The sequence below is a fragment of the Pantoea sp. B65 genome (assembly GCF_047308185.1).
GTDB lineage: Bacteria > Pseudomonadota > Gammaproteobacteria > Enterobacterales > Enterobacteriaceae > Erwinia.
In genome coordinates this window covers 1-26,134 of the sequence record NZ_JAHXPU010000015.1, presented here as the reverse complement: position 1 = coordinate 26,134, position 26,134 = coordinate 1, and the positions used below count along the sequence as shown (strand labels likewise).

At 53.5% G+C, this 26,134-nt stretch carries 21 protein-coding genes; 9 read left to right on the top strand and 12 right to left on the bottom strand.

The features are described from left to right. Positions 1-32 precede the first annotated feature (32 nt). From atpB to mioC, 5 genes are all read right to left on the bottom strand, one after another. Complete coding sequence (atpB, locus tag JWF83_RS03020; protein WP_413648571.1) at positions 33-851, bottom strand: F0F1 ATP synthase subunit A; 819 nt, start codon at positions 849-851, stop codon at positions 33-35. An 8-nt stretch (positions 852-859) separates the two neighbouring features. Beyond that, on the bottom strand, positions 860-1,240 hold the full coding sequence (atpI, locus tag JWF83_RS03015; protein WP_413648570.1) for a F0F1 ATP synthase subunit I: 381 nt from the start codon (positions 1,238-1,240) through the stop codon (positions 860-862). A 712-nt stretch (positions 1,241-1,952) separates the two neighbouring features. Beyond that, complete coding sequence (rsmG, locus tag JWF83_RS03010; RefSeq protein WP_413648568.1) at positions 1,953-2,570, bottom strand: 16S rRNA (guanine(527)-N(7))-methyltransferase RsmG; 618 nt, start codon at positions 2,568-2,570, stop codon at positions 1,953-1,955. Positions 2,571-2,718: 148 nt separating this feature from the next. Further along, positions 2,719-4,608, bottom strand: coding sequence for a tRNA uridine-5-carboxymethylaminomethyl(34) synthesis enzyme MnmG (gene mnmG / locus JWF83_RS03005; RefSeq protein ID WP_413648567.1), 1,890 nt, complete (start codon positions 4,606-4,608; stop codon positions 2,719-2,721). A 461-nt stretch (positions 4,609-5,069) separates the two neighbouring features. Then, positions 5,070-5,510: an FMN-binding protein MioC gene (gene mioC, locus JWF83_RS03000; protein WP_413648565.1), complete on the bottom strand. Its 441-nt coding sequence runs from the start codon at positions 5,508-5,510 to the stop codon at positions 5,070-5,072. A gap of 224 nt (positions 5,511-5,734) precedes the next feature. On the opposite strand from mioC, the gene JWF83_RS02995 reads away from it, so the two are divergent. Further along, positions 5,735-7,558 (top strand): glycosyl hydrolase family 18 protein, encoded by a 1,824-nt coding sequence (locus tag JWF83_RS02995; RefSeq protein WP_413648563.1) that lies wholly within the window; start codon positions 5,735-5,737, stop codon positions 7,556-7,558. 122 nt (positions 7,559-7,680) lie between these two features. Here the strand turns inward: JWF83_RS02995 and asnC are convergent, their stop codons facing one another. From asnC to ravA, 4 genes are all read right to left on the bottom strand, one after another. Beyond that, positions 7,681-8,142: a transcriptional regulator AsnC gene (gene asnC, locus JWF83_RS02990; RefSeq protein ID WP_413648561.1), complete on the bottom strand. Its 462-nt coding sequence runs from the start codon at positions 8,140-8,142 to the stop codon at positions 7,681-7,683. A 130-nt stretch (positions 8,143-8,272) separates the two neighbouring features. Next, a complete protein-coding gene (gene ovoA / locus JWF83_RS02985) occupies positions 8,273-10,417 on the bottom strand; it encodes a 5-histidylcysteine sulfoxide synthase (protein ID WP_413648560.1) in 2,145 nt (714 codons plus the stop codon). 112 nt (positions 10,418-10,529) lie between these two features. Next, positions 10,530-11,990 (bottom strand): ATPase RavA stimulator ViaA, encoded by a 1,461-nt coding sequence (gene viaA / locus JWF83_RS02980; protein WP_413648559.1) that lies wholly within the window; start codon positions 11,988-11,990, stop codon positions 10,530-10,532. After that, complete coding sequence (gene ravA, locus JWF83_RS02975; protein ID WP_413648557.1) at positions 11,987-13,480, bottom strand: ATPase RavA; 1,494 nt, start codon at positions 13,478-13,480, stop codon at positions 11,987-11,989. The genes viaA and ravA overlap by 4 nt, the downstream gene beginning before the upstream one ends. Before the next feature lie 243 nt (positions 13,481-13,723). On the opposite strand from ravA, the gene kup reads away from it, so the two are divergent. Continuing rightward, positions 13,724-15,592, top strand: coding sequence for a low affinity potassium transporter Kup (gene kup, locus JWF83_RS02970; protein ID WP_413648556.1), 1,869 nt, complete (start codon positions 13,724-13,726; stop codon positions 15,590-15,592). Positions 15,593-15,624: 32 nt separating this feature from the next. Here kup and qseC read toward each other — a convergent pair whose 3' ends face one another. Together qseC and qseB are read right to left on the bottom strand one after the other, a co-directional pair. Then, a complete protein-coding gene (gene qseC, locus JWF83_RS02965; RefSeq protein WP_413648555.1) occupies positions 15,625-16,974 on the bottom strand; it encodes a quorum sensing histidine kinase QseC in 1,350 nt (449 codons plus the stop codon). Then, positions 16,971-17,633: a quorum sensing response regulator transcription factor QseB gene (gene qseB / locus JWF83_RS02960; protein WP_413648553.1), complete on the bottom strand. Its 663-nt coding sequence runs from the start codon at positions 17,631-17,633 to the stop codon at positions 16,971-16,973. The genes qseC and qseB overlap by 4 nt, the downstream gene beginning before the upstream one ends. 222 nt (positions 17,634-17,855) lie before the next feature. Between qseB and JWF83_RS02955 the strand changes: the two genes are divergently transcribed. The 7 genes from JWF83_RS02955 (at position 17,856) to rbsR (ending at position 24,256) form a co-directional block, all read left to right on the top strand. Next, positions 17,856-18,251 carry a YgiW/YdeI family stress tolerance OB fold protein gene (locus JWF83_RS02955; protein ID WP_413648552.1) on the top strand — a complete coding sequence of 132 codons (396 nt, stop codon included), beginning with the start codon at positions 17,856-17,858 and terminating at the stop codon, positions 18,249-18,251. A 192-nt stretch (positions 18,252-18,443) separates the two neighbouring features. Further along, the gene (rbsD, locus tag JWF83_RS02950; RefSeq protein WP_413648551.1) at positions 18,444-18,863 is read left to right on the top strand and encodes a D-ribose pyranase; all 420 of its coding nucleotides are present in this window, start codon (positions 18,444-18,446) and stop codon (positions 18,861-18,863) included. 7 nt (positions 18,864-18,870) lie between these two features. Then, positions 18,871-20,382 (top strand): ribose ABC transporter ATP-binding protein RbsA, encoded by a 1,512-nt coding sequence (gene rbsA, locus JWF83_RS02945; protein ID WP_413648549.1) that lies wholly within the window; start codon positions 18,871-18,873, stop codon positions 20,380-20,382. Then, complete coding sequence (rbsC, locus tag JWF83_RS02940) at positions 20,379-21,350, top strand: ribose ABC transporter permease (protein ID WP_413648548.1); 972 nt, start codon at positions 20,379-20,381, stop codon at positions 21,348-21,350. Before rbsA ends, rbsC begins: the two co-directional genes overlap by 4 nt. A gap of 29 nt (positions 21,351-21,379) precedes the next feature. Next, positions 21,380-22,255, top strand: a complete 876-nt coding sequence (rbsB, locus tag JWF83_RS02935) for a ribose ABC transporter substrate-binding protein RbsB (RefSeq protein WP_413648547.1) — start codon at positions 21,380-21,382, stop codon at positions 22,253-22,255. Positions 22,256-22,319: 64 nt separating this feature from the next. Continuing rightward, positions 22,320-23,249 (top strand): ribokinase, encoded by a 930-nt coding sequence (gene rbsK / locus JWF83_RS02930; RefSeq protein ID WP_413648545.1) that lies wholly within the window; start codon positions 22,320-22,322, stop codon positions 23,247-23,249. 5 nt (positions 23,250-23,254) lie between these two features. Beyond that, positions 23,255-24,256: a ribose operon transcriptional repressor RbsR gene (rbsR, locus tag JWF83_RS02925; protein ID WP_413649159.1), complete on the top strand. Its 1,002-nt coding sequence runs from the start codon at positions 23,255-23,257 to the stop codon at positions 24,254-24,256. On the opposite strand, the gene mdtD is transcribed toward rbsR, so the two are convergent. Continuing rightward, positions 24,253-25,656, bottom strand: coding sequence for a multidrug transporter subunit MdtD (mdtD, locus tag JWF83_RS02920; RefSeq protein ID WP_413648544.1), 1,404 nt, complete (start codon positions 25,654-25,656; stop codon positions 24,253-24,255). The genes rbsR and mdtD overlap by 4 nt on opposite strands. Positions 25,657-26,134: the final 478 nt, after the last annotated feature.

Sequence of the window (26,134 nt, the reverse complement as noted above, 5' to 3'; positions counted from 1 at the left end):
TTCAGTTATAACGCAGTAGTGTTGATAAAAAATCAATGTTCTTCGGATGCCATCGACAGATAGACAATCGTTAAGACCATGAAAATGAAAGCCTGCAGCGAAATGATCAGGATGTGGAAAATGGCCCAGGGCACACTCAGAATCCACTGTGACCACCACGGCAACAGACCGGCAATCAGGATAAAAATCAATTCACCCGCATACATGTTGCCAAACAGTCGCAGACCGAGAGAAACCGGTTTAGACAGCAGGCTGACACCTTCAAGAATCAGGTTGATGGGGATGAAGATCGGGTGATTAAAGGGTTGCATGGTCAGCTCTTTCGTAAAGCCGCCGATGCCTTTCATCTTGATGCTGTAGAACAGAATCAAAATAAATACGCCCAGAGCCATAGACAGCGTGACGTTAACGTCAGCTGAAGGCACAACACGCAGAGCTGGCAGACCGAGCCACTTTTCACCGATATACGGCAGCAGGTCGATTGGCAGCAGATCCATGAAGTTCATCAGGAACACCCAGACGAAAATCGTCAGGGCCAGCGGGGCGATAAGTTTGCTTTTACCGTGGTACATGTCGCGAACGTTGCCGTCGACAAAGCCAACCACCAGTTCAATAACCGTCTGGAATTTTCCCGGTACGCCGCTGGTAGCACCTTTCGCTACTTTACGGAACAGCACCAGGAACAGCAGGCCCAGCACCACAGAGAAAAACATGGAATCGATATTTAATACCCAGAAAGACGCTGGTGCGTCGTGCGGGTTCACTAACTCGAAAGTACGCAGGTCCAGCTGAAGGTTATTCAGGTGGTGACCTATGTATTCTTGCGGAGTAGAGATTTCTCCTGCAGCCATGATGCCTCTTACCCTTTGTTGTTAATTACAGCCGGTGCCAGTATCTGCACAACCAGCACCGATAACCACGCCAGCCCGAGCGGCAAAAACACCGCGCCGAACAGCCCCAGCGCCACGATAAGAAGGATAATCGTGGCAAACACCTTCAACACCTCGCCAAGGGCGAAGCTCCAGGCAACACGGCCTTTCGCGGGTGTTTGCGCCCCAAGGCGCCAGGCTAAAATCATAAAAAACACACTTGGCAGCCACGCAGCCAGCCCACCAGCGATGGCAGATGCGCCCCAGGTGACATCTTTCAGGGCAAACAGCAATCCGATTACGACAAAAGTCACCAGCTGAAGCAGCAGCACGGTTCGGGCAAATTTTACACTGTAAAGAGACACTGACATGACGCTAAACTCTCCTGCCCCGCTCGGGGTATGTCGCGTGTCGTATAAAACTGCCTTTACTCATTTGAGTCAAGCAGCAAAAAACGAGCAAATTATACGGGGCGTACCTACGATTTCAATGGATAAGTAGCGAAAAGGTGAACAATTATTTAAATTTCTTTCCGACAACCTGGTTTTCAAAAGCACAAAGAACAGTAAACCGAAGTAAATTTGCTGCAATAGCGGCAAAACACTGTGCAGAAAGCGTGCTTTAGATCACAATTCAGTAATGTAATGGCGAAATAACATACGGTTATTTCCGTATTACCATGGAAAAACAAATAAAAAATCCATTTAAAATCAATAAAATAACTAATTTTAATTTAAAAATAACAATTACCATCGTTCAAAAGCTTATATTGACATCGCCAGCAAACTTTCAATGTCAATAATCACCGCGCGCAGGCTGGGTTAGGGCAAAGATATATTTTCCCCCCTCACTGCTTTTTCACCGAAACAAACACAGTGTCGTGATAGTTTTGATAATGGGATGTGAAATTAACGTTAAATGTAACGGAGGATGACCAATAATTTCCGCCGCGGAATTTAACCTGATTGAAACAGATCGGGCCAGCGAAAATGACGGTGGAAAATGCACGAAAGGCTAATTTCCACGCTGCTTAGCACCTAACTCAAATCACTATTGCTGCTTAAATCCTGACTGATTAACAGGTTAAATCGCCTTAATCATCACCAGATGACGCTCGCCCTCAAGCTGAGGAACCGTAAGGCGTACGGTGTTAATTACGCTAAAACCGGCGGGTAAGGCAGCGATCTCCTCTTCCGGCAGAACCCCTTTCAGCGCATAAAACGTCCCGCTTTTACCCGCCAGCGGCTGGCACCAGCTCAGCATATCATTCAGTGAGGCGAAAGCACGGCTGATAACGCCATCAAACGGCGCATCTGAGGGAAAATCCTCTACGCGGCTCTGTACCGGCGTAATATTTTCCAGCTTTAGTTCATGCTGTACCTGACGCAGAAAACGCACACGCTTACCCAGGCTATCCAGCAGGGTGAAATGGGCCTCAGGGCGCACAATCGCCAGCGGTATGCCAGGCAACCCCGGGCCGGTGCCCACATCAATAAAACGGCGGCCCTGCAGGTAAGGCTCCACCACAATGCTGTCGAGAATATGGCGCACCAGCATCTGCTCCGGATCACGCACGGAAGTCAGATTATAGGCTTTATTCCACTTATGCAGCATTTCAACATAGCCTGTCAGCTGTTGCTTTTGCTGATCGGACAGGGAAATGTTGGCGGCATTAAGCAGGGCGGAGAGTTTGTTAATCACAGAGGAATCCCGTTTAAATCAATACACAGTAAGGGCGTTATCGGCGCCGCCAGTTTGGCTACGGACAGCGCGCAGCTACCGGAGCGTACATACAGTACGTGAGGATAGCGAGCACTGCCCAAATGCAAAATGGCAAGTAAGATAGCCGCTAGGCGCTCTTACGAAGCAATCCCTGTTTCTTCAGCCAGATCAGCAGAATAGAGATCGCTGCCGGCGTAATGCCGGAGATGCGCGAAGCCTGGCCGATCGAGCCCGGTTTATGATCGTTAAGTTTGGCGATCACTTCGTTCGACAGGCCGCTAACCTGATGATAATCGAGGGTAGCCGGCAGCAGGGTATTTTCATTGCGCAGCTGGCGTTCAATCTCTTCCTGCTGACGGGCGATGTAACCTTCGTACTTCACCTGAATCTCTACCTGCTCAGCGGCCTCGGCATCGCTTAATGCCGGGCTAAACAGCGCAAGGGTCATCAGTTTTTCGTAGGTCATCTCCGGACGACGCAGTAAATCTTCACCGCTGCCCTCTTTGGTCAGCGCCGCGCTCAGGACGCTATTGATCTCAGCAACGCTGGCTGATTTCGGATGCACCCAGATATCACGCAAACGCTGACGCTCTTTCTCGATGCTCTCCAGCTTCTCGCTGTAGCGCGCCCAGCGGGCATCATCCACCAGTCCCAGCTCGCGGCCAGTTTCGGTCAGACGCAGATCGGCATTGTCTTCACGCAGCATCAGACGATATTCCGCACGTGAAGTGAACATACGGTACGGTTCTTTGGTGCCAAGGGTGCAGAGGTCGTCCACCAGCACCCCGAGGTAAGCCTGATCGCGACGCGGCGCCCAGCTCTCTTTGTCCGCCGCCAGACGACCGGCATTCAGTCCTGCCAGCAAACCTTGCGCAGCGGCTTCTTCGTAGCCGGTGGTGCCGTTGATCTGGCCGGCAAAGAACAGGCCATGAATATATTTGCTTTCCAGCGTGGGCTTCAGATCGCGAGGATCGAAGAAATCATACTCGATCGCATAGCCCGGACGCACAATGCGCGCGTTTTCCATGCCAGGCATTGAGCGGACAATCTGCATCTGCACGTCAAATGGCAGACTGGTCGAAATGCCGTTCGGGTAGATTTCATTGCTGGTTAAGCCTTCCGGCTCGAGGAAAATCTGGTGGGCGTTACGATCGGCAAAGCGCATCACTTTGTCTTCGATCGACGGGCAATAACGTGGACCAATACCTTCGATCACCCCGGCGTACATTGGGCTGCGATCAAGGTTATTACGGATCACGTCATGGGTTTTCTCATTGGTGTAGGTGATGTAGCAAGGCACCTGTTGTGGATGCTGTGACACATTGCCCATAAACGAGAACACCGGCATCGGCGTATCGCCATGCTGCTGTGCTAATACGCTGAAATCGATGGTACGGGCATCGATACGCGGTGGCGTACCGGTTTTCAGGCGGCTGACACGCAGCGGCAATTCCCGTAGTCGACGCGAAAGCGGAATTGATGGCGGATCGCCAGCACGGCCGCCGCTGTAGTTATCCAGACCGATATGAATTTTTCCGTCCAGGAAGGTGCCGACGGTCAGTACCACGGCTTTTGCGCGGAATTTTAGTCCCATCTGGGTGACGGCGCCGACCACGCGATCGTTTTCGACAATCAGATCCTCAACCGCCTGCTGGAAGATCATCAGGTTCGGTTGATTCTCCAGTGCGGTACGCACTGCCTGCCGATAGAGTACGCGGTCAGCCTGTGCCCGGGTGGCTCTTACCGCCGGGCCTTTGCTGCCGTTTAGTATCCTAAACTGTATCCCGGCATGATCGATCGCCGTTGCCATCAGACCACCCAGTGCATCCACTTCTTTTACCAGATGTCCCTTGCCGATACCCCCGATCGCCGGGTTACAGGACATCTGTCCCAGAGTATCAATGTTGTGGGTTAACAACAGGGTTTGTTGACCCATTCGGGCAGCAGCCATCGCGGCTTCTGTTCCCGCATGACCACCACCGATTACGATGACGTCAAAAGGATCTGGATAGAACATGGTACTGCACCTCGCGATTGGACGGTCAGGGAGAGTTCCCTGGGGCGTGGATTCTACTCAACTTTAGACGATGGCGAAAGCATCGGGATCGTCAGGTATTAAAAAGAAAGATCTTTTTTATTTAAGGATCTGTTTATTAGATCTCTTATTAGGATCGTCGATCTCTGTGGATAAGCCTTTTTTGATCAAGCCGATCAACCGATTAGTGAAGATCGATAGCTGTGAATGATCGGTGATCCTGATCCGTATAAGCTGGGATCTAAATGGCATGTTATACACAGGCTCAAGGAATGAACAACCTTATAATTGGGATAACAACCGGTTGTTAGGGGGTCAATACAGTAGTTATCCACAATCGATCGCGCTTAAATCGTACAAAAAAGGTGAAAAAAGTTGCGGATCCGGCAAAAAAAAGCGTCGCCAGGGGAGAAAAGAGGCTCCGCTGAACCTCTGACTGGCGATTAAAGCAGCGTTTTCCAGCTCTCTACCCATTCCCCGGCCGGATCTTCCGGGATCTCATGCTGCAACACGTCGATCTCAAGACGCTCGCCAATACGTTGGCCACCACAGGCGGTTAATAAGGTATCGATCTTCTCTATTGCTCCGCAGAACAGATCGTACTCGCGGTTGCCAATCCCCACTGCGCCATAACGCACGGCAGAAAGATCGGGTTGTTGCTCTTCAATCTCATCAAATAGTGGCTGCAGATTTTCCGGTAAGTCGCCTGCGCCGTGGGTTGAGGTCACCACCAGCCAGATACCTTGCTGTGGCAGTTCCTGCAACTCAGGACCGTGAAAGGTCTCGGTGGTGAAGCCGGCATCTTCCAGTTTTTCCGCCAGATGCTCAGCGACGTACTCCGCGCTGCCTAAGGTACTGCCACTGATTAAGGTAATGTCGGTCATGATGAGATCCCTGCGCTACAAAGGGGGGCATTGTACTCTGTGATCAAGCAGTGATCTACCTGTGGAAAACCAGGGTTATTCGATCGTCCGCCATCACTGTCGCTGCTGATCGGCTCGCGGTTTCTTATTAATGTTGCTCTTCGCTCTTATATAGCGGCAGAAAATTCTCCAGGAAATCCTGGATAGGATATTCAGCCCTGATTAATTGATTAAGAGATCGTGTTTTGAAAAAGTTACCTTTAGCTTTACTGATTGGCGCCGCCTTTATTACCCATTCTGCGCTGGCAACCGAACAGAACCGTACTATCAGCTATCTGACCTCATGGGGACTGCATAGTGATGATGCGGAAACTCTGGCGCAATCGAAAGTTGATACCTTTCTATTATCCTTTGGTAAATGGGATAGCGAAGGAAATATTACCACCTCTGACGATATCGCAACCATCCCACGTTATGACGCATGGTGGATGCCTGTGGCTTATTCCACCTGGACCCAGGTAAAATTAGCCCATCCGGAAAAGAAAATGATGGTCGCCTTTGGCGGACAAACTTATGAAGATATCTGGTCCCACCTTAATACCGATTCCGGTCGTGAAAAAATCGCTCAGGCGCTGGTTAAACTGCTGAATACCGGCTTCCCGGTGTATAAAAAAAACCTGACGCCTCAACAGATGGTCGGCGAATGCCTGGCGACCAAATGGGATGGCTCCTGTGATATGGGGCTTTATCAGAAAGCCGGTACGGTTTATCTCGATGGCGTTGATTTTGATTTCGAGAAAGCAGCCCGTCTGACCACGGAAGAGAACGATAATCTGCTGAAGCTGTCACAACGCGTACGCCAGTTGCTGGGGCCGGAAAGCAAAAAGCTGCTCAGTCTGACCACTTATCATGTGGGCGCTGACCCGGTCGCCTGTGCTGATAGCAGCGTTCAGCAGGATTGTTCGTATATTGAGGACAAACGTTCTTCCCATCACGGCGAAGTATTGCCGCTGCTGGCAAAAAGTAAGGATGTCTACGATTTCTTTAATGTGATGGCTTATGACGCAGGGCGTAATTTTAAATATAAAGTCGCGATGAATAACTATGCCCGGGCGGTGGGTGATGCTGGCAAAATAGTATTGGGCGCCACGATTAATAAACAGTGGGGGCCAAATGGTAACTTTTTGGAGAGCCGGCAAAATAATATTGCCCGTGCCGAATGGCAGGCGGCAAACAATTATGGCGGCTTCTTTGTCTGGACCCTTGGCGCCAGTACCGAACAGATGAGAGTGGAAGATCAGGTTGATTATATCAATGAGATGAAACAGGCGGCGGATGGTGTGACGACACCGGAGCCGGTAGAAGATACCATCCCGCCTTCGGCACCCGCTAATTTGACTGCCAGCGTGCAGGGTAAAACAATCGCTCTTAGCTGGCAGCCGGCAACAGATAATCTCGGGGTAAGCGCTTACTGGGTTTATCGTAACAGCGTTAAAATGGATGTGGTCACCGCCACCAGCTGGTCGGATAAAACGGCGCAGCCGGCAGTGGAATATAGCTATCACGTTATGGCGGTTGATGCTGCCGGCAATATCTCTCAGGCCAGTAACCGCGTTGAAGCAAAAATCCCGCAGGAACAAGAGATTATCGCCCCGAATGTTCCCGAGGATCTGCGGGTTGATGCCGCCAGTAAAACCACACTGGCTATCAGCTGGAAGCCGGTCAGCAACGTGACGGTAAGCCAGTATCATGTTTATCGTGATGGCAAACTGCTGCAAAAAACCACCGCGCCTGCGTATCAGGATCAGGGGCTGACCCCGGCAACCCGCTACCAGTATAGTGTGGTGGCACAGGCGGCTTCCGGCGCGTTATCTGCGCATAGTGCGACTTTGCAGGCTAACACTGCCAGTGATGAAATGACCGGAGATGCCTGGAAGGTCGGCGTGCAGTATAAGGTGGGGGATGTTGTGACGTATCAGGGCAAGAAATATAGCTGTCGTCAGCCGCATATGGCAATGGCGCACTGGAATCCGGCGGACGTTCTGGCGCTGTGGCTGCCGGTTAACTAATTAGCCTTACACCCGCAGCAACGGATGATTTGATTAATGGTGGCCGGGGTTTTGGCCACCTGATTTAATCTGATTAATTCCCCGGTCTTTAACGCCGGGCTGTGTATAACTCTATCCACCGATCACGGCTTAATGGTACGCATAATCGGGTTCTGCAGCGAGATCAACGTCTCGGTTGACTGGATCTCATCAATGGTCTGTATCTTGTTGATCAACACCTGCTGCAGGGCATCGATCGATCGGCACATCACCTTAATAAAGATGCTGTAATGGCCGGTGGTGTAATACGCCTCGACTACCTCGTCCAGACTCTCCAGTCGTGCCAGCGCGGAAGGGTAATCTTTAGCGCTTTTCAGGATGATGCCGATAAAACAGCAGACGTCATATCCGAGGTGCCGCGGATCAATCTCCACCCGTGTACCTTTGATAATACCCGCCTGTTTCATCTTCTCGACACGCACATGAATGGTTCCCGGGCTGACGTTAAATTGCTTAGCCAGCTCGGCATAGGCAGTGCGGGCGTTGTCCATTAACGCATTCAGGATGCCCCGGTCGAGATTGTCTATTTGCAGATTGTCCGCCACTTTTCACTCCGTTGAGGGTTAAATGAATACCACTAAACCTAACCGATTATCGGCCATTAATAGCAGGTTGTTAGTGACCACGCAGGAAAGCGCTCACAGCCTGCCTGCGCAGGCCGTGAGCGGAGAGCGACTAGCGTTTACGCCAGAGAGTTAACTGGGCGACGGTGTGCTGATATTTCCGCGCGGTTTCGCGGATCACAAAAGGTACATCGCGTGGTGAGGCGATCTCTTCAAAATCTGCCGCCAGCAGACGTTGCAGCGCCTGATAAGTGGTAAGCGCTTCGCCATTCTCGCGGATACCGCCCAGCCAGTTCTCCTTCGGCGTGAACTCCTCCAGCCAGGTGTAAGGCGATGACAGCATTAACACCCCGCCCGGGGAGAGCATGGTGGTGATATCCTGCAGAAAACGTTTCGGCTGCCGCAGGCGGTCAATCAGATTGGATGCCAGAACCAGATCATACTGTTCGCGTTGCGGTTTCAGGTTGCAGGCATCGCCCTGTACAAACTGAATACGCGCCGCCTGTTGGGCGCCGAGATCGAAATCTTTCAGCCGCACCTGGCAGTATTCCACCAGATCGCCCTCTTCCTGGGTTAGGTAGCGGAACTCTTCCCCGCTGGTGAGCTGAAGCGCCACGTCGATAAAGCGTGCGGAATAGTCCATCCCCACCACCTGATCGAAATAACGCGCCAGTTCGAAGCTGGCGCGACCGGTGGCGCAGCCGATATCCAGCGCGCGTCCACGTTTTATACTGAACTTACAGGCGATCTCCACCAGCGTTTTCGCGTAGTTGGCGACGCCAAAGTATTCCGGACCGTACTGGAAATCGAGGTATTGCGACACCATGCTGTCGGTTTCATACGGGTTTAGTATCATTTTTTCCTGATGGGTGGAGAGCACATAGCGGAACCCCGCATGCTGGAAGAAATGACGACGAAACGCATAGCGGGAAGATTTCAGCGCTTCGTTACCGGTGGAGATCCAGCTGCCGCCTTTAATAAGGGCGTGTTTGCCATCAAAGGTCGGCGTCGAGAAGTCATCGTACAACGGATGAACCTTAAAGCCTTCCAGGCCGTTAATCGGTGTGGTGGTCCACTGCCAGACGTTACCGATCAGATCAAAGAACTCCCCCTGTGGGAACCGATCTACCGGGCAGGAGGAGGCCCAGTACTCCAGGTTGATATTGCCCGGCGCCTGTTGCCAGTCCGGCTGATCGCCGGCCAGTTGCTCGCGCAGGCAGTACCACTCCGCTTCGCTCGGTAACTGAATCGATTTGCCGGTATCATCCGCTTTCCAGCGGCAGAAAGCGGCGGCTTCCAGCTGATTAACTTCAGCGGGCCAGTCCCACGGCATCGCCACTTCTTCAGCCATCAGACGCAGTTTTAGCCGATCGGGTTGCGTAATGTCCCCGACCCAAAACGTCGGTTTCTCCGCCCGGGCAAATTCGCGCCAGCCCCAGCCTTCGTCATCCCACCACTGCCGCTGCTGATAGCCACCTGCGCTGACAAAGGCGAGAAATTCCGCATTACTGACCAGCATCTGACTGGCTTTAAAGGGTTTCACCTCGCTTTGCAGCGTGCCGTACTCATTATCCCAGCCGTAGGTGTCGTCGCTTTTACCCTGAGTGACCAGGCCTCCGGCCACAGATATCAGACGATTAGCCGGAACTTCATGGCGGTTATGGCGCGCGGTTTCGCAGGCCGGCCAGTGCGCCTGTGGCGTTACCCACTCAACCGGCAGCTGACGTATCAGAACGCTGGAGGTTTCGAGGTGGATACGCTCGTGCTCAATACCCATCAGGATCACCCATGCCGGACTGTTCCAGTCAATCGGCAGGCTGAGTGGCATGGTTTGAATAAACTCGCTGACCGTACTCTTCACTTTGCCGCGATAGTCGCGCAGTTCCCCAACCGTCGGCCACTGATAGTGGCTGGTATCAAGATCGTCCCAGCTCATTTCATCAACGCCGATAGCCATCATTGCTTCTATATGGTCATCAATACGTTGATTAAGATGCTGACCGGCCATCAGCTTATTGACGTAAAAGGTGGCAGTATGACCAAAGTAAAAGATCAGCGGATGGCGTAAAGAGATGGCTTTGGTAAACCAGGCGCGCTGGTCAGCAAGGCAGTCGAACAGATCTTCATACAGCTCCCAAGTACGGGTGAAGTAGCTGAGGATCTGCTGGCGTTTCTGCTCAACGTTGTTGCCGCTCAAAAGCAAGGTGCGGGTTGGTGTGGGTAAGCCTGCATTGCGGTTCTGTTGATGCTGAGTCACGTTTTGCTCCCGAGTTGCCAGGTAATTCAGGGATAATGGATGACTATAGCAAACCGAAAGGCTGTCGGCATTAACGCCGGCGATAAGGGCGTGGGGCGCTGAAACGGAGGGATTAACGTTTCCAGCGGCGAAGCAGGCGGCTTTTCAGTCCGGTATCAAAACGCCAGATATGATCGAAAATACGTAAAATACCCGGTTTGCCATGCGCTGACATGGCCACGGCATGGAAACGCTGCTGTTGCTGCTGCTGGCGCAGTTTTACGGTTTTAATCAGCGCATCGGGCAGGCGTTGAGCGATAAAGTCCGACACCACCACCGCATCGGCTTCCAGCCAGCCAGGTCCTTCCATGCGTCTGATTACCGCATCGATACAGGCGGCCAGATCGGTGCCGCCACGAAAGCGCTGGCTTAAGAAACGGATCGCCTGAGCGATACCGTCATCGCTGGTCAGCTCGTAGCCCACTACATCATGCGCAAACAGCATAATGTAACAGCGGCGTTTATCTGCCAGCGCGATTTTCAGCAGCGCCAGGCAGAAAGCTTTGGCACAGCGTTCGTTGAAACCGCCCATTGAGCCGGAGGTATCGACGCAGACGATAAACGGCCCACGCGGCTGATCTTCATGTTGCTGGTGGCTGACCGGGCGCTGGGTGATTTTCTCATGCCAGGCATCGCCCTGCAGGCGGTAGGTCAGCAGGCGCTTCTCCACCAGCCGTCGGTAAAACTCAATCTCCAGCTCACTAATGCCCAGTGTCGCCAGTTCCGGCGGTAACAGCCGCAGTACATCGTCGCTCTGATGCAGGCCACTGACCTCTTCCGGTACGTTATCGGGTTCACGCACCAGCTGGTGAAAAGCTTCCTTCGGCGCATCCTGCGACGGCACTGATTTTGCCTCACGGCTGCGGCCGAGCTGTTCGGCCAGTTTCAGCAACTCCGGCTGCTGCGCGAGGAAATCGCCATATTCGGCGATCAACTTATAGTCGCCGTACTGCAGTTTGCTGGCGCTCATATCCCATAAGCGCCCGGCGGCAGCTTCGTCGTCATCGGCCAGCACCGGCGCCAGCTGACCACTGATCGCCAACCGCTGTTGCAGTTCCGCCAGCAGCTTTTCCCGCTCCTGCTCAAGCAGTTGCTGATTTAGCGTCAGGGTTTGCAGCGTCAGATTTAAGCGCCAGCGTTGCAGAAATAGGGTGTGCTGCGCCTGGCTGAGATTGTCGACGTCAGCATGGGCGATCAGCCCGCTGGCCTGTTCGACAAACGGGGAGTTTAGGGCTTCAAGCTCTGCCAGCAGGCTGAGCAGCTGGCGGGAAAAGGTGGCGGTGCTGACGGTTTGATATTGCTGAAACAAGGCAAACTCTTTCCCCAGCGCTTCCGGAACCGGGGTGGTTTTCAGATTTTCGAGGATCTCCGCTTTCCAGCGCGGCAAATCGCGCAACAGCGCATTTTTCATTTTGGGAAACTTCTCTAAAAACAGCGCCAGCTGCGGCGACGCCAGCAACACCAGAATTAACTCTTCAATCAGTTCACCTTCACCGATCGAGAGCAGGGTGCTAAGCGTCTCCAGCGAGATCATTTTCGCGCCTGTTTCAGCTGTTCCGCCACGTCCTGCAGGCTGGTTTCGATGCGCGCCAGCCAGTCGTCACTGATAAACAGACAGCGCTGATGCTGGCTGAATAGCGTGCGTTGGCCGCGTAACTGATTTTCCAGCTCATCCAGCGCCTGGGCGATCTCTGCCGGCATCGTGCTCTGCTGTTTGCCCGGCTGCATCAGGCGTGAGACCTGCAGACTGGCATCGCGCAGCGTCAGGCAATCATGGCCATCAACCTGCAGATCCAGTGTCTGGGCAAAACCGATGCCGTTTAGTTTGCCGCGAATTTCACCCGGCTTTTGCAGCCAGTGAGTTAGCGCTTCGCGCGTCACCACCACATGGGTGACCTGCATATCGTGCAGCGTCAGCGGTTTCTGCAACATTAATGTCAGCTGCTGATCGCTCAGCGCCGCAGGCAGGTCGTAATGCGGCTTACGACTAAACATACCGCCATGTTTTTCCAGCTTTATCGCCTGCTCAAGACTTTGTTGCTGCTGTAATGCGAGGCGACGGGCGGCGATCTGCTGCAGTTTGATCAGCAGCGGCTGTTGCTGCCACGCCTGCTGGGTGATCAGGTTATCTATTTCGCGGTCCAGTAGCTTCATTGACTCTACGTCATGCCAGAGACAATCTTTCAGCAGGATCAGATCGATAGGGGCGATGGTGTTGCGTCCACTATAGAAAGCGCAGGCCTGCAACAGATGAATCGCTTTTTTCCAGCGGCGGTCGGAGATATAGGGAGCATCCGGCAGAGTTTCCAGCAGCTGACGCAGCTGGAAAATCAGCTCAAAGACATTATCCGGCAGTAGCACCTGAGAGATACCCTGCTGCCAGTTGCGATACTCTTCGTCGCTGATGCACAGGTTTTCCGCCACCGGATTGACGTTTTCATCCTGCTGGTGGGTTAGCATGCTGCGGAAATTCTGTTTCTCATGCACATTATCCAGCCACAAGCGAATCAACATACGGTCATACAGTGCTTCCAGCCCGCTATCTGCTTCCGGTAACTCGTTGGAGGCGGTAACCAGCAGGCGCATCGGAATGGCATCTTCACTGTCGCCATTGCGGAAGCGGCGTTCGTTAATCGCGGTAAGCAGGGTATTCAGAATTGCCGGTCCGGCTTTCCAGATCTCATCGAGAAAAACGATTTCAGCGTCCGGCAGGTAGCCTTTGGTCAGGCGCTGGTAGCGTCCTTCATCTTTTAATGCCTGAATTGACAGTGGGCCAAAAACCTCTTCCGGCGTGGAGAAACGTGTCATCAGGTATTCAAAGGCGCGGGCATGCTGGAAGGCGTACTTAAGACGGCGGGCGATCAGGCTTTTGGCAATACCCGGCGGGCCGAGCAGAAACACGCTTTCACCGCTGAGCGCGGCCAGCAGGCAGAGACGTATGGCGTGGTGACGCTCATACAATCCTTTCTCTAACGCATTGCTGAGGCGCGAAATTCTTTCTGCCAGTAAATGAGGTTGAGCCATAATCAGTAAATCATCCTTTCTTGCCGCTTATCAGGCTGGCGCTAACACTACTGGCTATCATGCTTGAAAGACTTGATACCAGTCAGCTTTTTTATCGCGAAAGGGTGAAGATGCGCGCCATTTGTACATCCGAACTTACTACCAGGGGTAGGCTTTTATGGTATTTCGTGCATACTGTGCGGTTCTTGATAGTCTGGACCTTGCGCACCCGCGCATCATTCCGCTTCAACAAAAGATAAAACTATGAGTTCTGACAACAAGCAGTCCCTTGGTGCCGTAACGCTGGCGGCGATTGGTGTGGTTTACGGCGATATTGGTACCAGTCCGCTCTATACGTTGCGCGAATGTTTGTCCGGCCAGTTTGGTTTTGGTGTGGAACGTGACGCCGTTTTTGGCTTTTTGTCACTGATTTTCTGGATGCTGGTGCTGGTGGTTTCGCTGAAATACCTCAGCTATGTGATGCGCGCTGATAACGCCGGTGAAGGCGGGATTTTAACCCTGATGTCGCTGGCTGGCCGCAATACCGGCGCCCGCGCCACGGCATTTCTGGTGATCATGGGATTGGTCGGCGGCAGCTTCTTCTATGGTGAAGTGGTTATCACCCCGGCGATATCGGTGATGTCGGCAATTGAAGGGCTGCAAATCGCTGCGCCTTCCCTCGATCCCTATATTGTTCCGATGTCGATTGCGGTGCTGACGCTGCTGTTTGCGATTCAGAAACACGGTACCGGCATGGTCGGCAAGCTATTTGCGCCGGTGATGCTGCTATGGTTTATCGTGCTGGCGGTACTCGGCGCGCGCGGAATTATCGCCAACCCGGAAGTGTTGCAGGCGCTGAATCCGATATGGGCGCTTCACTTCTTTGTCGAGTATAAACAGGTTTCCTTCTTTGCCCTTGGCGCCGTGGTGCTGGCGATCACCGGGGTGGAGGCACTGTATGCCGATATGGGCCATTTCGGTAAGTTCCCGATTCGTCTGGCGTGGTTTACCGTGGTGGTTCCCTCGCTGGCGCTGAACTACTTTGGTCAGGGAGCGCTATTGCTGAAGGATCCGGAAGCGATTAAAAATCCGTTCTTCCTGCTGGCGCCGGACTGGGCGATGATCCCGATGCTGATTCTCGCCACCCTGGCGACGGTGATTGCTTCACAGGCGGTGATTTCCGGGGTGTTTTCACTGACGCGTCAGGCGGTGCGTTTAGGTTATCTGCCGCCGATGCGCATTATTCATACCTCGGAAAATGAATCCGGTCAGATCTATATTCCGGTGATTAACTGGCTGCTCTACTTTGCGGTAGTGATTGTGATTGTCAGCTTTGAACACTCGAGTAATCTGGCAGCGGCCTACGGCATCGCCGTGACCGGCACCATGGTACTGACCTCGATTCTCAGTTGTACGGTGGCGGTGAAAAACTGGAACTGGAACCGCTATCTGGTGTGGCTGATTCTGCTGATACTGCTGTGTATTGATGTGCCGCTATTTAGTGCCAACCTGGTGAAAGTCTTCTCCGGCGGCTGGCTGCCGCTCTGCCTGGCGCTGGTGATGTTTGTGGTAATGACTACCTGGAAAAGTGAACGTTTCCGTCTGCTGCGCCGTATGCATGAACATGGCAACTCACTGGAAGCGATGATCGCCTCGCTGGAGAAATCACCACCGGTGCGCGTGCCGGGCACCGCGGTCTATATGTCGCGCGCGCTGAATGTGATTCCGTTTGCCATGCTGCATAACCTGAAACATAACAAAGTGTTGCACGAGAGGGTAGTGCTGCTGACGCTGCGCACGGAAGATGCGCCTTACGTGCATAATGTCCGTCGTGTGACTATCGAACAACTTTCGCCAACCTTCTGGCGCGTAGTGGCCAGTTATGGCTGGCGTGAAACGCCAAACGTTGAAGAGATTTTCCATCGTTGCGGGCTGGAAGGATTAAGCTGCCGGATGATGGAAACCTCGTTCTTTATGTCGCATGAATCGCTGACTATCGGTGATCGGCCATGGTATTTGCGTCTGCGCGGCAAGCTGTTCCTTGCGCTACAACGCAATGCGCTGCGCGCGCCCGATCAGTTCGAGATCCCGCCTAACCGGGTGATTGAACTGGGAACGCAGGTAGAAATTTAAGCCACATGCGGGCGGCAGCGCCGCCCGTTTGGTTACCAGCTCAGGGTGGCGATAAAACCGCCCTGAGCCCGGTTGCTGAAACGCGCCTGCATGCCATGTAACTGGGCGATATTAGTGACGATCGATAATCCCAGACCACTGCCCGATTTCTCCTGTCCCGCTGGCCGATAAAAACGCTCACCAATATGTGCTAACTCATTCTGATCCACTCCCGGACCGTTATCCGCCACGCTAAATCCGCGACGCTGCAGGCTGATTTCGACGGTACTGCCCGCATGACTGTAGCGAATGGCGTTATCCAGCAGATTGCGCACCATCAGCATTAACAGCAACGAATGGCCGCTGACAACCACCGCTTCGTCCGGCAACTGCAGCGTGATCTCAACGCCGGCTTGCTGCGCCTGGTGATAGTGGTCGATAACCGCCTGTTGCAATAGCGGGTGCAGATCGATGGGCTGACGGTTTTCCAGTGCCGCTTCGCCATCCAGTCGCGACAGGGTTAACAACTGATCGACCAGCCGGGTGGCGCGGTCGATACCGGCGGTGAGATTACGCAACGCATGCTGGCGCATCGGCGGGTCATCGTGCGCCAGCTGCACCACTTCGGTTTGAACTTTCAGCGCCGCCAGCGGGCTGCGCAACTCATGCGCGGCGTCTGAGGTAAAGCGTCGCTCGCGCAGCAGCATCTGATTGATTCGGGCAAACAGAGCATTCAGCGCATCAACAATTGGCTTCACTTCTTGCGGCAAATAAGGTGTGGTTAATGGCGAGCCATCATCCGGCGAGCGCAGCTGCAGCTGCATAGCGATACGTTTTAGCGGCGCCAGTTCACGCGTCACCAGCCAGAACAGCAAAATTAGCATCACCGGCAGCGCAAACAACCACGGAGTTAAATTGGTTTGGACAATATCGCGCGTCATTTCATCGCGATACTCCCACTGCTGGCCGACTACCACCACGTAACGCCGATCGGGCGTCGCCAGCCAGACCATACGCCACAGATCGTCGTCATCGCGCAGCTTGCCGTCGCGAAAACCGTTTTGCTGATAGCCAAACAGGAAATCTTTGCCATTATCGCCGTCGTTCATCACCATCTGTCCGTCGCGGGTGAATATGGCGAACGCCAGCGCATCATCTTCCTGTTCACCACGATGGTGGCGCACCAGCTGTTTGGTTTTTGGCAGTGATTGCGCTGACTGGCTGCGATCTTGCGGATTCATGGTGGCGAGGCGTTTGGCAAATAGCATCTGCTGGGTATCAAACAACTCGTTGATTTTATGGCGGGTTTGATACCAGGATTCAATGCTGGCGACACCCCAGCACAGCAGTGTCAGCAGAATAAAGCCGACGATTAACCGCAGGCGCAAACTCATGCGCTTCATGAACCGGCTCCCAGCGTATAGCCGACACCATGCACGGTGCGGATAAAGTCGCTGCCCAGTTTTTTGCGCAGATGATGGATATGGACTTCCACCGCGTTACTGGAGACATCGTCATCCCAGCCATACAGTTTCTCTTCCAGCTGAGCGCGCGTCAGCACCCGGCCGGCATTCAGCAGCAGCAGTTCGAGGATCGCCAGCTCGCGCGATTTCAGCATCAGCGGCTCGCCGCGCAGGGTAACCTTATGTGAGCCGGGCTCCATTACCACCTCGCCGTGCTGCAATGTCGGCTGCAGCTGGCCATGCCGACGACGGATCAGCGCCTGCAAGCGAGCCGCCACTTCACTCAGGGCAAAAGGTTTACACAGATAGTCATCGGCGCCCTGTTGCAGACCCGCTACCCGCTGCTCCAGCGCGTCGCGGGCGGTGAGGATCAGTACCGGTACATCCTGACCGTTTTTGCGCCACTGGCGCAAAATATCCAGTCCGTCGATATGCGGCAGGCTGAGATCCAGCACCACGGCATCATAAGGGGCGGCCTCCGGCGCCACTAACCCCTCCTTGCCGGATAAAAACCAGTCAACGCTAAAGCCCAGTTTGCTTAAACCGGCTTTAATGCCGTCGCCAATCAGGCGATCGTCTTCAATTAATAAAATTCTCATCGGCGTCTCTTTTTCTCGCGTGATTCACAGCCTACGTAACCGCAGGGCGGCTTGTACAGGTTCTGGCGCGGAAAATCGGCTATTTACCGCAGGATAGAGAAATAAAATGGCGCGCTCTGCGTCCTTAAGATCCTGTTAAGAACCCTTTGCTTTAATAGTGTCCACACAAAAGGCGGCCGGCATCAATGCCGCCGCTTATCCTGAGGTAAAGAGGAACATAATATGAAAAAAACCGCCGCTTTATTCGCTATCGCCGCTCTGGTTTCCACCCCGGTGCTTGCCGTGAACAATGGTGGCTTTGTTGACCCTAATGCCCCGGCGGCCTCCATGCAGCAGGGGGGCTTTAATGGCCCAAATGGTAGCGTGGTCACGGTTAAACAGGCACAGGATCTGAAGGATGACAGCTGGGTGACGCTGCGCGGCAATATCGACAAACGTACTGGCGATGAGGACTACAGTTTCCATGACGCGTCCGGCACCATGACGGTGGAAATTGACCACAAGCGCTGGCAGGGCCTGAGCGTATCTCCGGCCGACAACGTTGAGCTGCAGGGCAAGCTGGATAAAGACTTTAATTCGGTTGAACTGGATGTGAAAAGCGTGCGTAAAATTCAGTAACCCAGTTAGTGCTCACCAACGGGTCAACAGAAGTTGGCCCGTTTTTTTATCGGTTAGGTGCTTTAAGCAAAATTTCCCCCGTCGTCAGCGAAACGTTTCGATGGCGATCACATTTCCATCACATCCTGATTGTTTTCCGCGGTGTTTTTTTTACACTCCCGGTCAGCGAAACGTTTCGCTCAGGAGTGAAAGATGAAAAAAGGCGCCTTACTGAATTCTGAAATTTCTTACGTGGTTTCCCGTTTGGGGCATACCGATAGCCTGGTGATCTGTGATGCTGGTTTACCTGTTCCGGCAGGTCCGCAGCGGATCGATCTGGCGTTGACGCACGGAATTCCCGGCTTTATGCAGGTCACCGAAGTCGTAACCAAAGAGATGCAGGTAGAAAGCGCCATCATCGCGGAAGAGATTAAGCAGCATAATCCGCAACTTCATAGCGAGCTGGTCGCTCTGCTCGAATCCTTGCAACAACTTCAGGGAAATACCATCAGTATCAGTTACATCAGTCATGAACAGTTCAAACAACAGACACAGCGTAGTCAGGCGGTCATTCGCAGCGGAGAGTGTTCTCCGTATGCGAATGTCATCCTGGTCGCTGGCGTGACCTTCTGAGGCTGGCATGCAACCTTTATTGCAACTGACAGGTATTGATAAATCCTTCCCGGGCGTAAAAGCGCTTTCCGGTGCCGCGCTGGCGGTGTATCCAGGTCGGGTGATGGCGCTGGTGGGTGAAAACGGCGCCGGTAAATCCACCATGATGAAAGTGCTGACCGGTATTTATAGCCGCGATGCCGGATCGCTGCAATGGCTCGGTAATGAAACCAGTTTTAGCGGTCCGAAAGCTTCGCAGGAAGCGGGTATCGGCATTATTCATCAGGAACTTAATCTGATCCCACAACTCAGCATTGCGGAGAATATTTTTCTCGGGCGTGAATTTGTTAACCGCTTTGGCCGCATTGAGTGGAAAAAAATGTATAGCGCCGCCGATGCGCTATTGCAGCGTCTCAATCTGCGTTTTAACAGCCATAAGCTGGTGGGTGATTTGTCGATTGGCGATCAGCAGATGGTGGAAATCGCCAAGGTGCTGAGCTTTGAGTCGAAAGTGATCGTGATGGACGAACCAACCGATGCGCTGACCGACACGGAAACCGTTTCGCTGTTTCGGGTGATCAGGGAGCTGAAAGCGCAGGGTTGCGGCATCGTCTATATCTCACACCGCATGAAAGAGATCTTCGAAATTTGCGATGACGTCACCGTTTTTCGCGATGGGCAGTTTATTGCCGAGCGCACGGTGGACAGCCTGAGCGAAGAGTCGCTGATTGAAATGATGGTCGGTCGTAAGCTGGAAGAGCAGTATCCGCGTCTCGATAAAGCGCCGGGTGAGGTGCGTCTGCAGGTGGAGAATCTTTGCGGACCGGGCGTCGATAACGTCAGCTTTAACCTGCGCAAAGGTGAAATTCTGGGGGTGGCCGGCCTGATGGGCGCCGGACGTACCGAACTGATGAAAGTGTTATACGGCGCGCTACCGCGTACCGGCGGCAAGGTAACGCTGGATGGTCATGAGGTACAGACGCGTTCGCCGCAGCAGGGCCTGGCTAATGGCATTGTTTATATCTCTGAAGATCGAAAACGTGACGGCCTGGTGCTGGGGATGTCGGTAAAAGAGAACATGTCTCTCACCGCGCTGGGCTACTTCAGTCATGGTGGCGGACGTCTGAAACATGCGGAGGAGCGGCTGGCTGTTGGCGACTTTATCCGCCTGTTTAATGTGAAAACCCCGTCAATGGAGCAGCCGATAGGCCTGCTTTCCGGCGGCAATCAGCAAAAAGTGGCGATTGCGCGCGGCCTGATGACCCGCCCGAAGGTGTTAATCCTTGATGAACCGACGCGTGGCGTGGATGTCGGGGCGAAAAAAGAGATCTATCAGCTTATCAACCAGTTTAAAGAAGAAGGGCTGAGCATCATTCTGGTGTCGTCCGAAATGCCGGAAGTACTCGGCATGAGCGATCGCATTCTGGTGATGCATGAAGGCCGCCTGAGCGGCAATTTCACCATTGAACAAGCCACCCAGGAAGCCCTTATGGCTGCAGCAGTGGGCAAGCAACACAGCGAGGAGTTAGCACATTTATGAGTACGCAAAGTTTACCTGTACGCCGCCGCCAGATTAGCAAAGCGTGGCTGCTGGAGCAGAAATCGCTGATTGCCTTGATTGTGCTGATCGCTGTTGTTTCCAGCCTGAGCCCGAATTTTTTCACGGTAAATAACCTGTTCAATATTCTGCAGCAGACTTCAGTTAACGCCATTATGGCGGTGGGGATGACGCTGGTGATCCTGACCTCCGGTATCGACCTGTCGGTTGGCTCACTGCTGGCGCTGACCGGCGCGGTGGCTGCGTCACTGGTTGGCATGGAGGTCAATGCGCTGGTGGCGGTGGCGGCTTCGCTGGCGCTTGGCGCCTTTATCGGCGCGATTACCGGCACCATTGTGGCGAAAGGGAAAGTACAGGCATTTATCGCCACCCTGGTGATGATGCTGCTGCTGCGCGGCGTCACCATGGTGTACACCAACGGCAGCCCGGTTAATACCGGCTTTGATGCCAATGCTGATTTGCTGGGCTGGTTTGGTATCGGTCGCCCGCTGGGGGTGCCGACGCCGATCTGGTTGATGGCTATCGTGTTTCTGCTGGCGTGGTACATGCTGCATCACACCCGGTTAGGCCGCTACATCTATGCGCTTGGCGGCAATGAAGCGGCAACGCAGTTATCCGGCATCAATGTGAACCGGGTGAAAATCATTGTCTACTCCCTGTGCGGCATGCTGGCAGCGCTGGCGGGGAGCATTGAAGTCGCACGCCTCTCTTCGGCGCAGCCGACGGCCGGTACCGGTTATGAACTGGATGCGATTGCGGCGGTAGTGCTGGGCGGTACCAGCCTTGCAGGTGGTAAAGGACGTATTGTCGGCACCCTGATTGGTGCGCTGATCCTTGGCTTCCTGAATAACGGACTGAATTTATTAGGTGTTTCTTCTTACTACCAGATGATCGTAAAAGCAGCGGTAATTTTGCTGGCGGTGCTGGTGGATAACAAAAGCAGTAAATAACTCTTCTCTACCCGGACAGGAAATAAAAAATGAAAAAACTGACTGCACTTGCTGTATTACTTAGCGCCACCCTCAGTGCCAATGCACTGGCGAAAGACACTATTGCATTAGTGGTTTCCACCCTGAATAACCCGTTTTTCGTTTCACTGAAAGAGGGGGCACAGAAAGAAGCCGACAAACTGGGTTATAACCTGGTGGTGCTGGATTCACAGAACAACCCGGCGAAAGAGCTGGCTAACGTGCAGGATCTGACGGTACGCGGCACCAAATTAATGCTGATCAACCCAACCGATTCCGATGCGGTAGGCAACGCGGTGAAAATGGCCAACCAGGCCAAAATCCCGGTGATCACCCTTGACCGCGTCGCGTCACAGGGTACCGTGGTCAGCCACGTGGCCTCTGATAACCGTTTTGGCGGTAAAATGGCCGGTGACTATATTGCGAAAAAACTCGGTGAAAGCGCCAAAATTATCGAACTGCAGGGGCTGGCCGGGACCTCCGCTGCTCGTGAGCGTGGTGAAGGTTTCAAACAGGCTGCTGATGCACACAAATTCAATATTCTTGCCAGCCAGCCTGCGGACTTCGATCGTACTAAGGGCCTGAACGTTATGCAGAACCTGCTGACCGCACATCCTGATGTGCAGGCAGTATTTGCGCAGAATGACGAAATGGCGCTGGGCGCACTGCGCGCATTGCAAACTGCAGGTAAATCTGATGTGTTGGTGGTGGGCTTCGACGGTACCGCTGACGGTATGAAAGCGGTTGAAGGCGGAAAAATGGCGGCAACTGTCGCTCAGATGCCGGAGCAGATCGGTGTTATCGGCGTGCAGGTGGCTGATAAAGTGCTGAAAGGCGAGAAAGTTAAAGCGATCAATCCGGTAGACCTGAAGCTGGTCACCAAATAAATCAAAGAAAAGCAGGGCACCGCGCCACCCTTTCCGGTGGCGCACTTTTTAGGACGATTCACATATGACTAAAACCGGTAAACTGGCTGTTCTTGGCAGCATTAATGCGGACCACATCCTTAACCTGGCGCAGTTTCCGCGCCCGGGAGAAACGGTGATCGGCAAGCAGTATCAGATCGCTTTTGGCGGGAAAGGGGCGAATCAGGCGGTGGCTGCCGGTCGCAGCGGCGCGGATATCGCCTTTATTGCCTGTGTTGGCGAAGATGATATTGGCGAGCGCGTGCGTCAGCAGCTGGCAAAGGATCGCATTGATATCTCGCCGGTAGAAGTGATCGCCGGAACCACAACCGGGGTGGCGCTGATTTTCGTTAATGGTGACGGAGAAAACTCCATCGCGATATATGCCGGCGCCAATGCGGCATTAACGCCGGAACGGGTTACCCGTCATCAACAAACCATTGCCGAGGCATCGGCATTGCTGATGCAGCTGGAGTCACCGCTGGAAAGCGTGCTGGCCGCCGCGCGTATTGCACGCCAGCATCAGACGCAGGTGATCCTGAATCCTGCGCCAGCGATACCGCTGTCCGATGAGTTGCTGTCGCTGGTGGATATGATTACCCCGAATGAAACCGAAGCGGAGATCCTTACCGGCATTGCGGTTCGTTCCGATGAAGATGCCGCGCGTGCGGCGGCAGTGCTGCATGGCAAAGGCATCGGTAAGGTACTGATTACGCTTGGCAGCCGTGGCGTCTGGCTGAGCGATAACGGGCAGGGCCAGCGTATTGCTGGTTTCCGTGTGACCGCCGTCGATACCATTGCTGCAGGTGATACCTTTAATGGCGCGCTGATCACCGCACTGCTTGAGCAGCAACCAATGGATAAAGCGGTGCGTTTTGCCCATGCGGCAGCCGCGATTGCCGTCACACGTCCGGGGGCGCAACCTTCAGTGCCATGGCGCGAAGAGATTGATAGCTTCCTGCAACAGCAGAGGTAAGTATCCTGGCCACGATGAAAGATGTCGCCCGTTTAGCGGGCGTATCGACCTCAACGGTATCTCATGTCATCAATAACAACCGTTTTGTTAGCGATGCGGTACGCAAAAAAATTGATGATGCCATCAGGGAGCTGAACTATGCGCCCTCGGCGCTGGCGCGCAGCCTGAAAATCAATCAGACCCGTACCATTGGTATGCTGCTGACTGCCAGTAGTAACCCGTTTTATTCCGAAGTGGTGCATGGTGTCGAAAATAGCTGTTATCAACGTGGCTACAGTCTGGTGCTGTGTAATACCGCCGGCGATGAGGAGCGCATGAATCGCAGTCTGGAAACTCTGCTACAGAAGCGAGTGGATGGCTTGTTGATCATGTGTACCGAAAGCCATTTACCCTCGCTGGAGATCCTGAACCGCTATCCATCGATTCCTTCTGTGATGATGGACTGGGCGCCGTTTGACGGCGATAGCGATATTATTCAGGATAATTCATTACTGGGGGGCGAGCAGGCCACCGCCTATCTGATTGCACGTGGCTACACCCGGATCGCCTGTATTGCCGGCCCGCAGGATAAAACGCCAGCCCGGCTGCGTCTCGAGGGTTATAAACAGGCGATGACCATGGCCGGGCTGCCGATCCCGCCGGGGTACATTGTTGACAGTGACTTTGAGTTTCAGGGCGGCTATAACGCCATGAACCAGCTGTTGACCCTGAATCCATTACCGCAGGCGGTGTTTACCTGTAACGATGCGATGGCCGTCGGGGTTTATCACGCGCTGTATCAGGCCGGATTATCGGTGCCGCAGGATATTGCGGTGATTGGTTATGACAATATTGAACTGGCGCGCTATATGACGCCGCCGCTGACCACTATTCATCAGCCGAAAGACGAACTGGGCGCGCTGGCAATTGATACTCTGATTCAACGTCTTGCCGATCCCGGCATCAGCAAACAGTTGTTAGTGCTGACGCCGGAACTGATCGAACGCGCCTCGGTGGGTGAGATTTAACCGCCCTTTTTACGTTTCTCGCGATTGGCAATCAGATTACGACCGTCGCCCGGTTTTAATAACATAAACACCAGCGCTGAAAGTATGGTTACTACCCCCATCGTCAGGAAGGTGGCATGAAAGTGATCTACCGTGCTGCCATCGAAATTCTGATACATGCGCAATACCGCGGCGCTGACCGCCACGCCAAAACCGATCGCCAGTTGCTGGGTCACCGCCAGCATACTATTACCACTGCTGGCATTCTCATCGGTTAAGTCAGCCAGAGTGATAGTGTTCATCGCCGTAAACTGCGTCGACATCGCCATCCCCAGAATAAACAGCGGCGCCACTATTATTAAGATGCCCATACCAGGCGACTGTAGTGAGAAGGTGGCGATTAGCGCGCCGATAATCGCGGTGATGGCGACCAGCGTCTTACGATAGCCAAACCAGCGCAGAACCTGGGTAACGGTAGACTTCGCTAATATTGAGCCGAAAGCGGTAGGCGCCATCATGCAGCCTGCCAGAATCGCCGAATAGCCAAACCCCACCTGTAGCATCAGCGGCATCAGGAAAGGGATGCAGCCGGTACCGAGGCGCGAAGCGATATTGCCGACAATGCCAACCGAGAAGGTGCGGGTTTTAAACATTGGCAAACCGATTAGCGGCATCGGATGACGGCGCGCATGCCATATATAGAAGAGAAGCAGTAATACACCCGCCAGCAATACCGCGGCGGCAATGCTACCGCCAACGATCTGTTCCCCGAGTAGCTCAATACCACTGGATACCAGTACCAGGCCAAAACCAAACAACAGAAAGCCGGAGAGGTCAAAACGGCGACGGGGGGTGGTGAAATCCGGCATATATTTGCGTGCGTAGATAATGCCGAGGATACCTATCGGGATATTAATCAGGAAGATCCAGTGCCAGGTGGCATAAGTAACCATTACGCCGCCGAGCAACGGGCCAAGAATCGGGCCAACCAGCCCGGGCATGGTGACAAAATTGAGTACCGGCAGCAGCTCGCTGCGCGGGTAAGCACGCAGTAGCGCCAGACGGGCGACCGGCATCATCATTGCGCCGCCCACCCCTTGTATCACTCGTGAGACTACCAGCATGCCCAGCGAACCGGACAACGCGCAGAACAGTGACCCCAGCGTAAAGAGTGAAACCGCGGCGATGAATACTTTACGTGTGCCATACCGGTCGGCCAGCCAGCCGCTCACCGGGATCAGCATCGCCACCGTTAGGGTATAGCTGATTACCGCGGATTGCATCGCCAGAGGGGATCGATTAAGACTCCGGGCAATTGCCGGCAGAGCGGTATTCAGAATGGTGGCATCCAGTGCCTGCATAAAGAACGCCATTGCAGCAATCCAGGGAAGACCAGCCATGCTGCGTGCGGATTTAATCATTAAGCGTCCTTTCCTTCTTCTTTATATGCCCGGGATGACAGGAGAGATGATGCGATGCGCAAAGATAATATCTTTCTTTCCGGCATTATTATCCTTAATTCCCGTAATCAGACTAAAAAACCGCCGTTAACCGGGTATTTTTTCGGCTGCTGGCGAAAATTAAACCGGTTAGTCATTTTTTTATAATAAACACTTGTCACCGGTCAGGAACTCCCTATAATGCGCCTCCACTGACACGGAACAACGGCTTAACGGTCACCGGGTCAGGAAGAGAAAAGTGAATAAATCCTTGACTCTTCAGTGGTGAAGCGTATTATACGCCACCTCGCGACAGCAGAATGAATCGCTGTTCGCACTGCTCTTTAACAATTTATCAGACAATCTGTGTGGGCACTCGCAGGGTTGATATCGCAAACCATCTCCGGATGGAAAAAATTTGAAATATCAAGTCTCAAGAGTGACTACTATATTCATTACG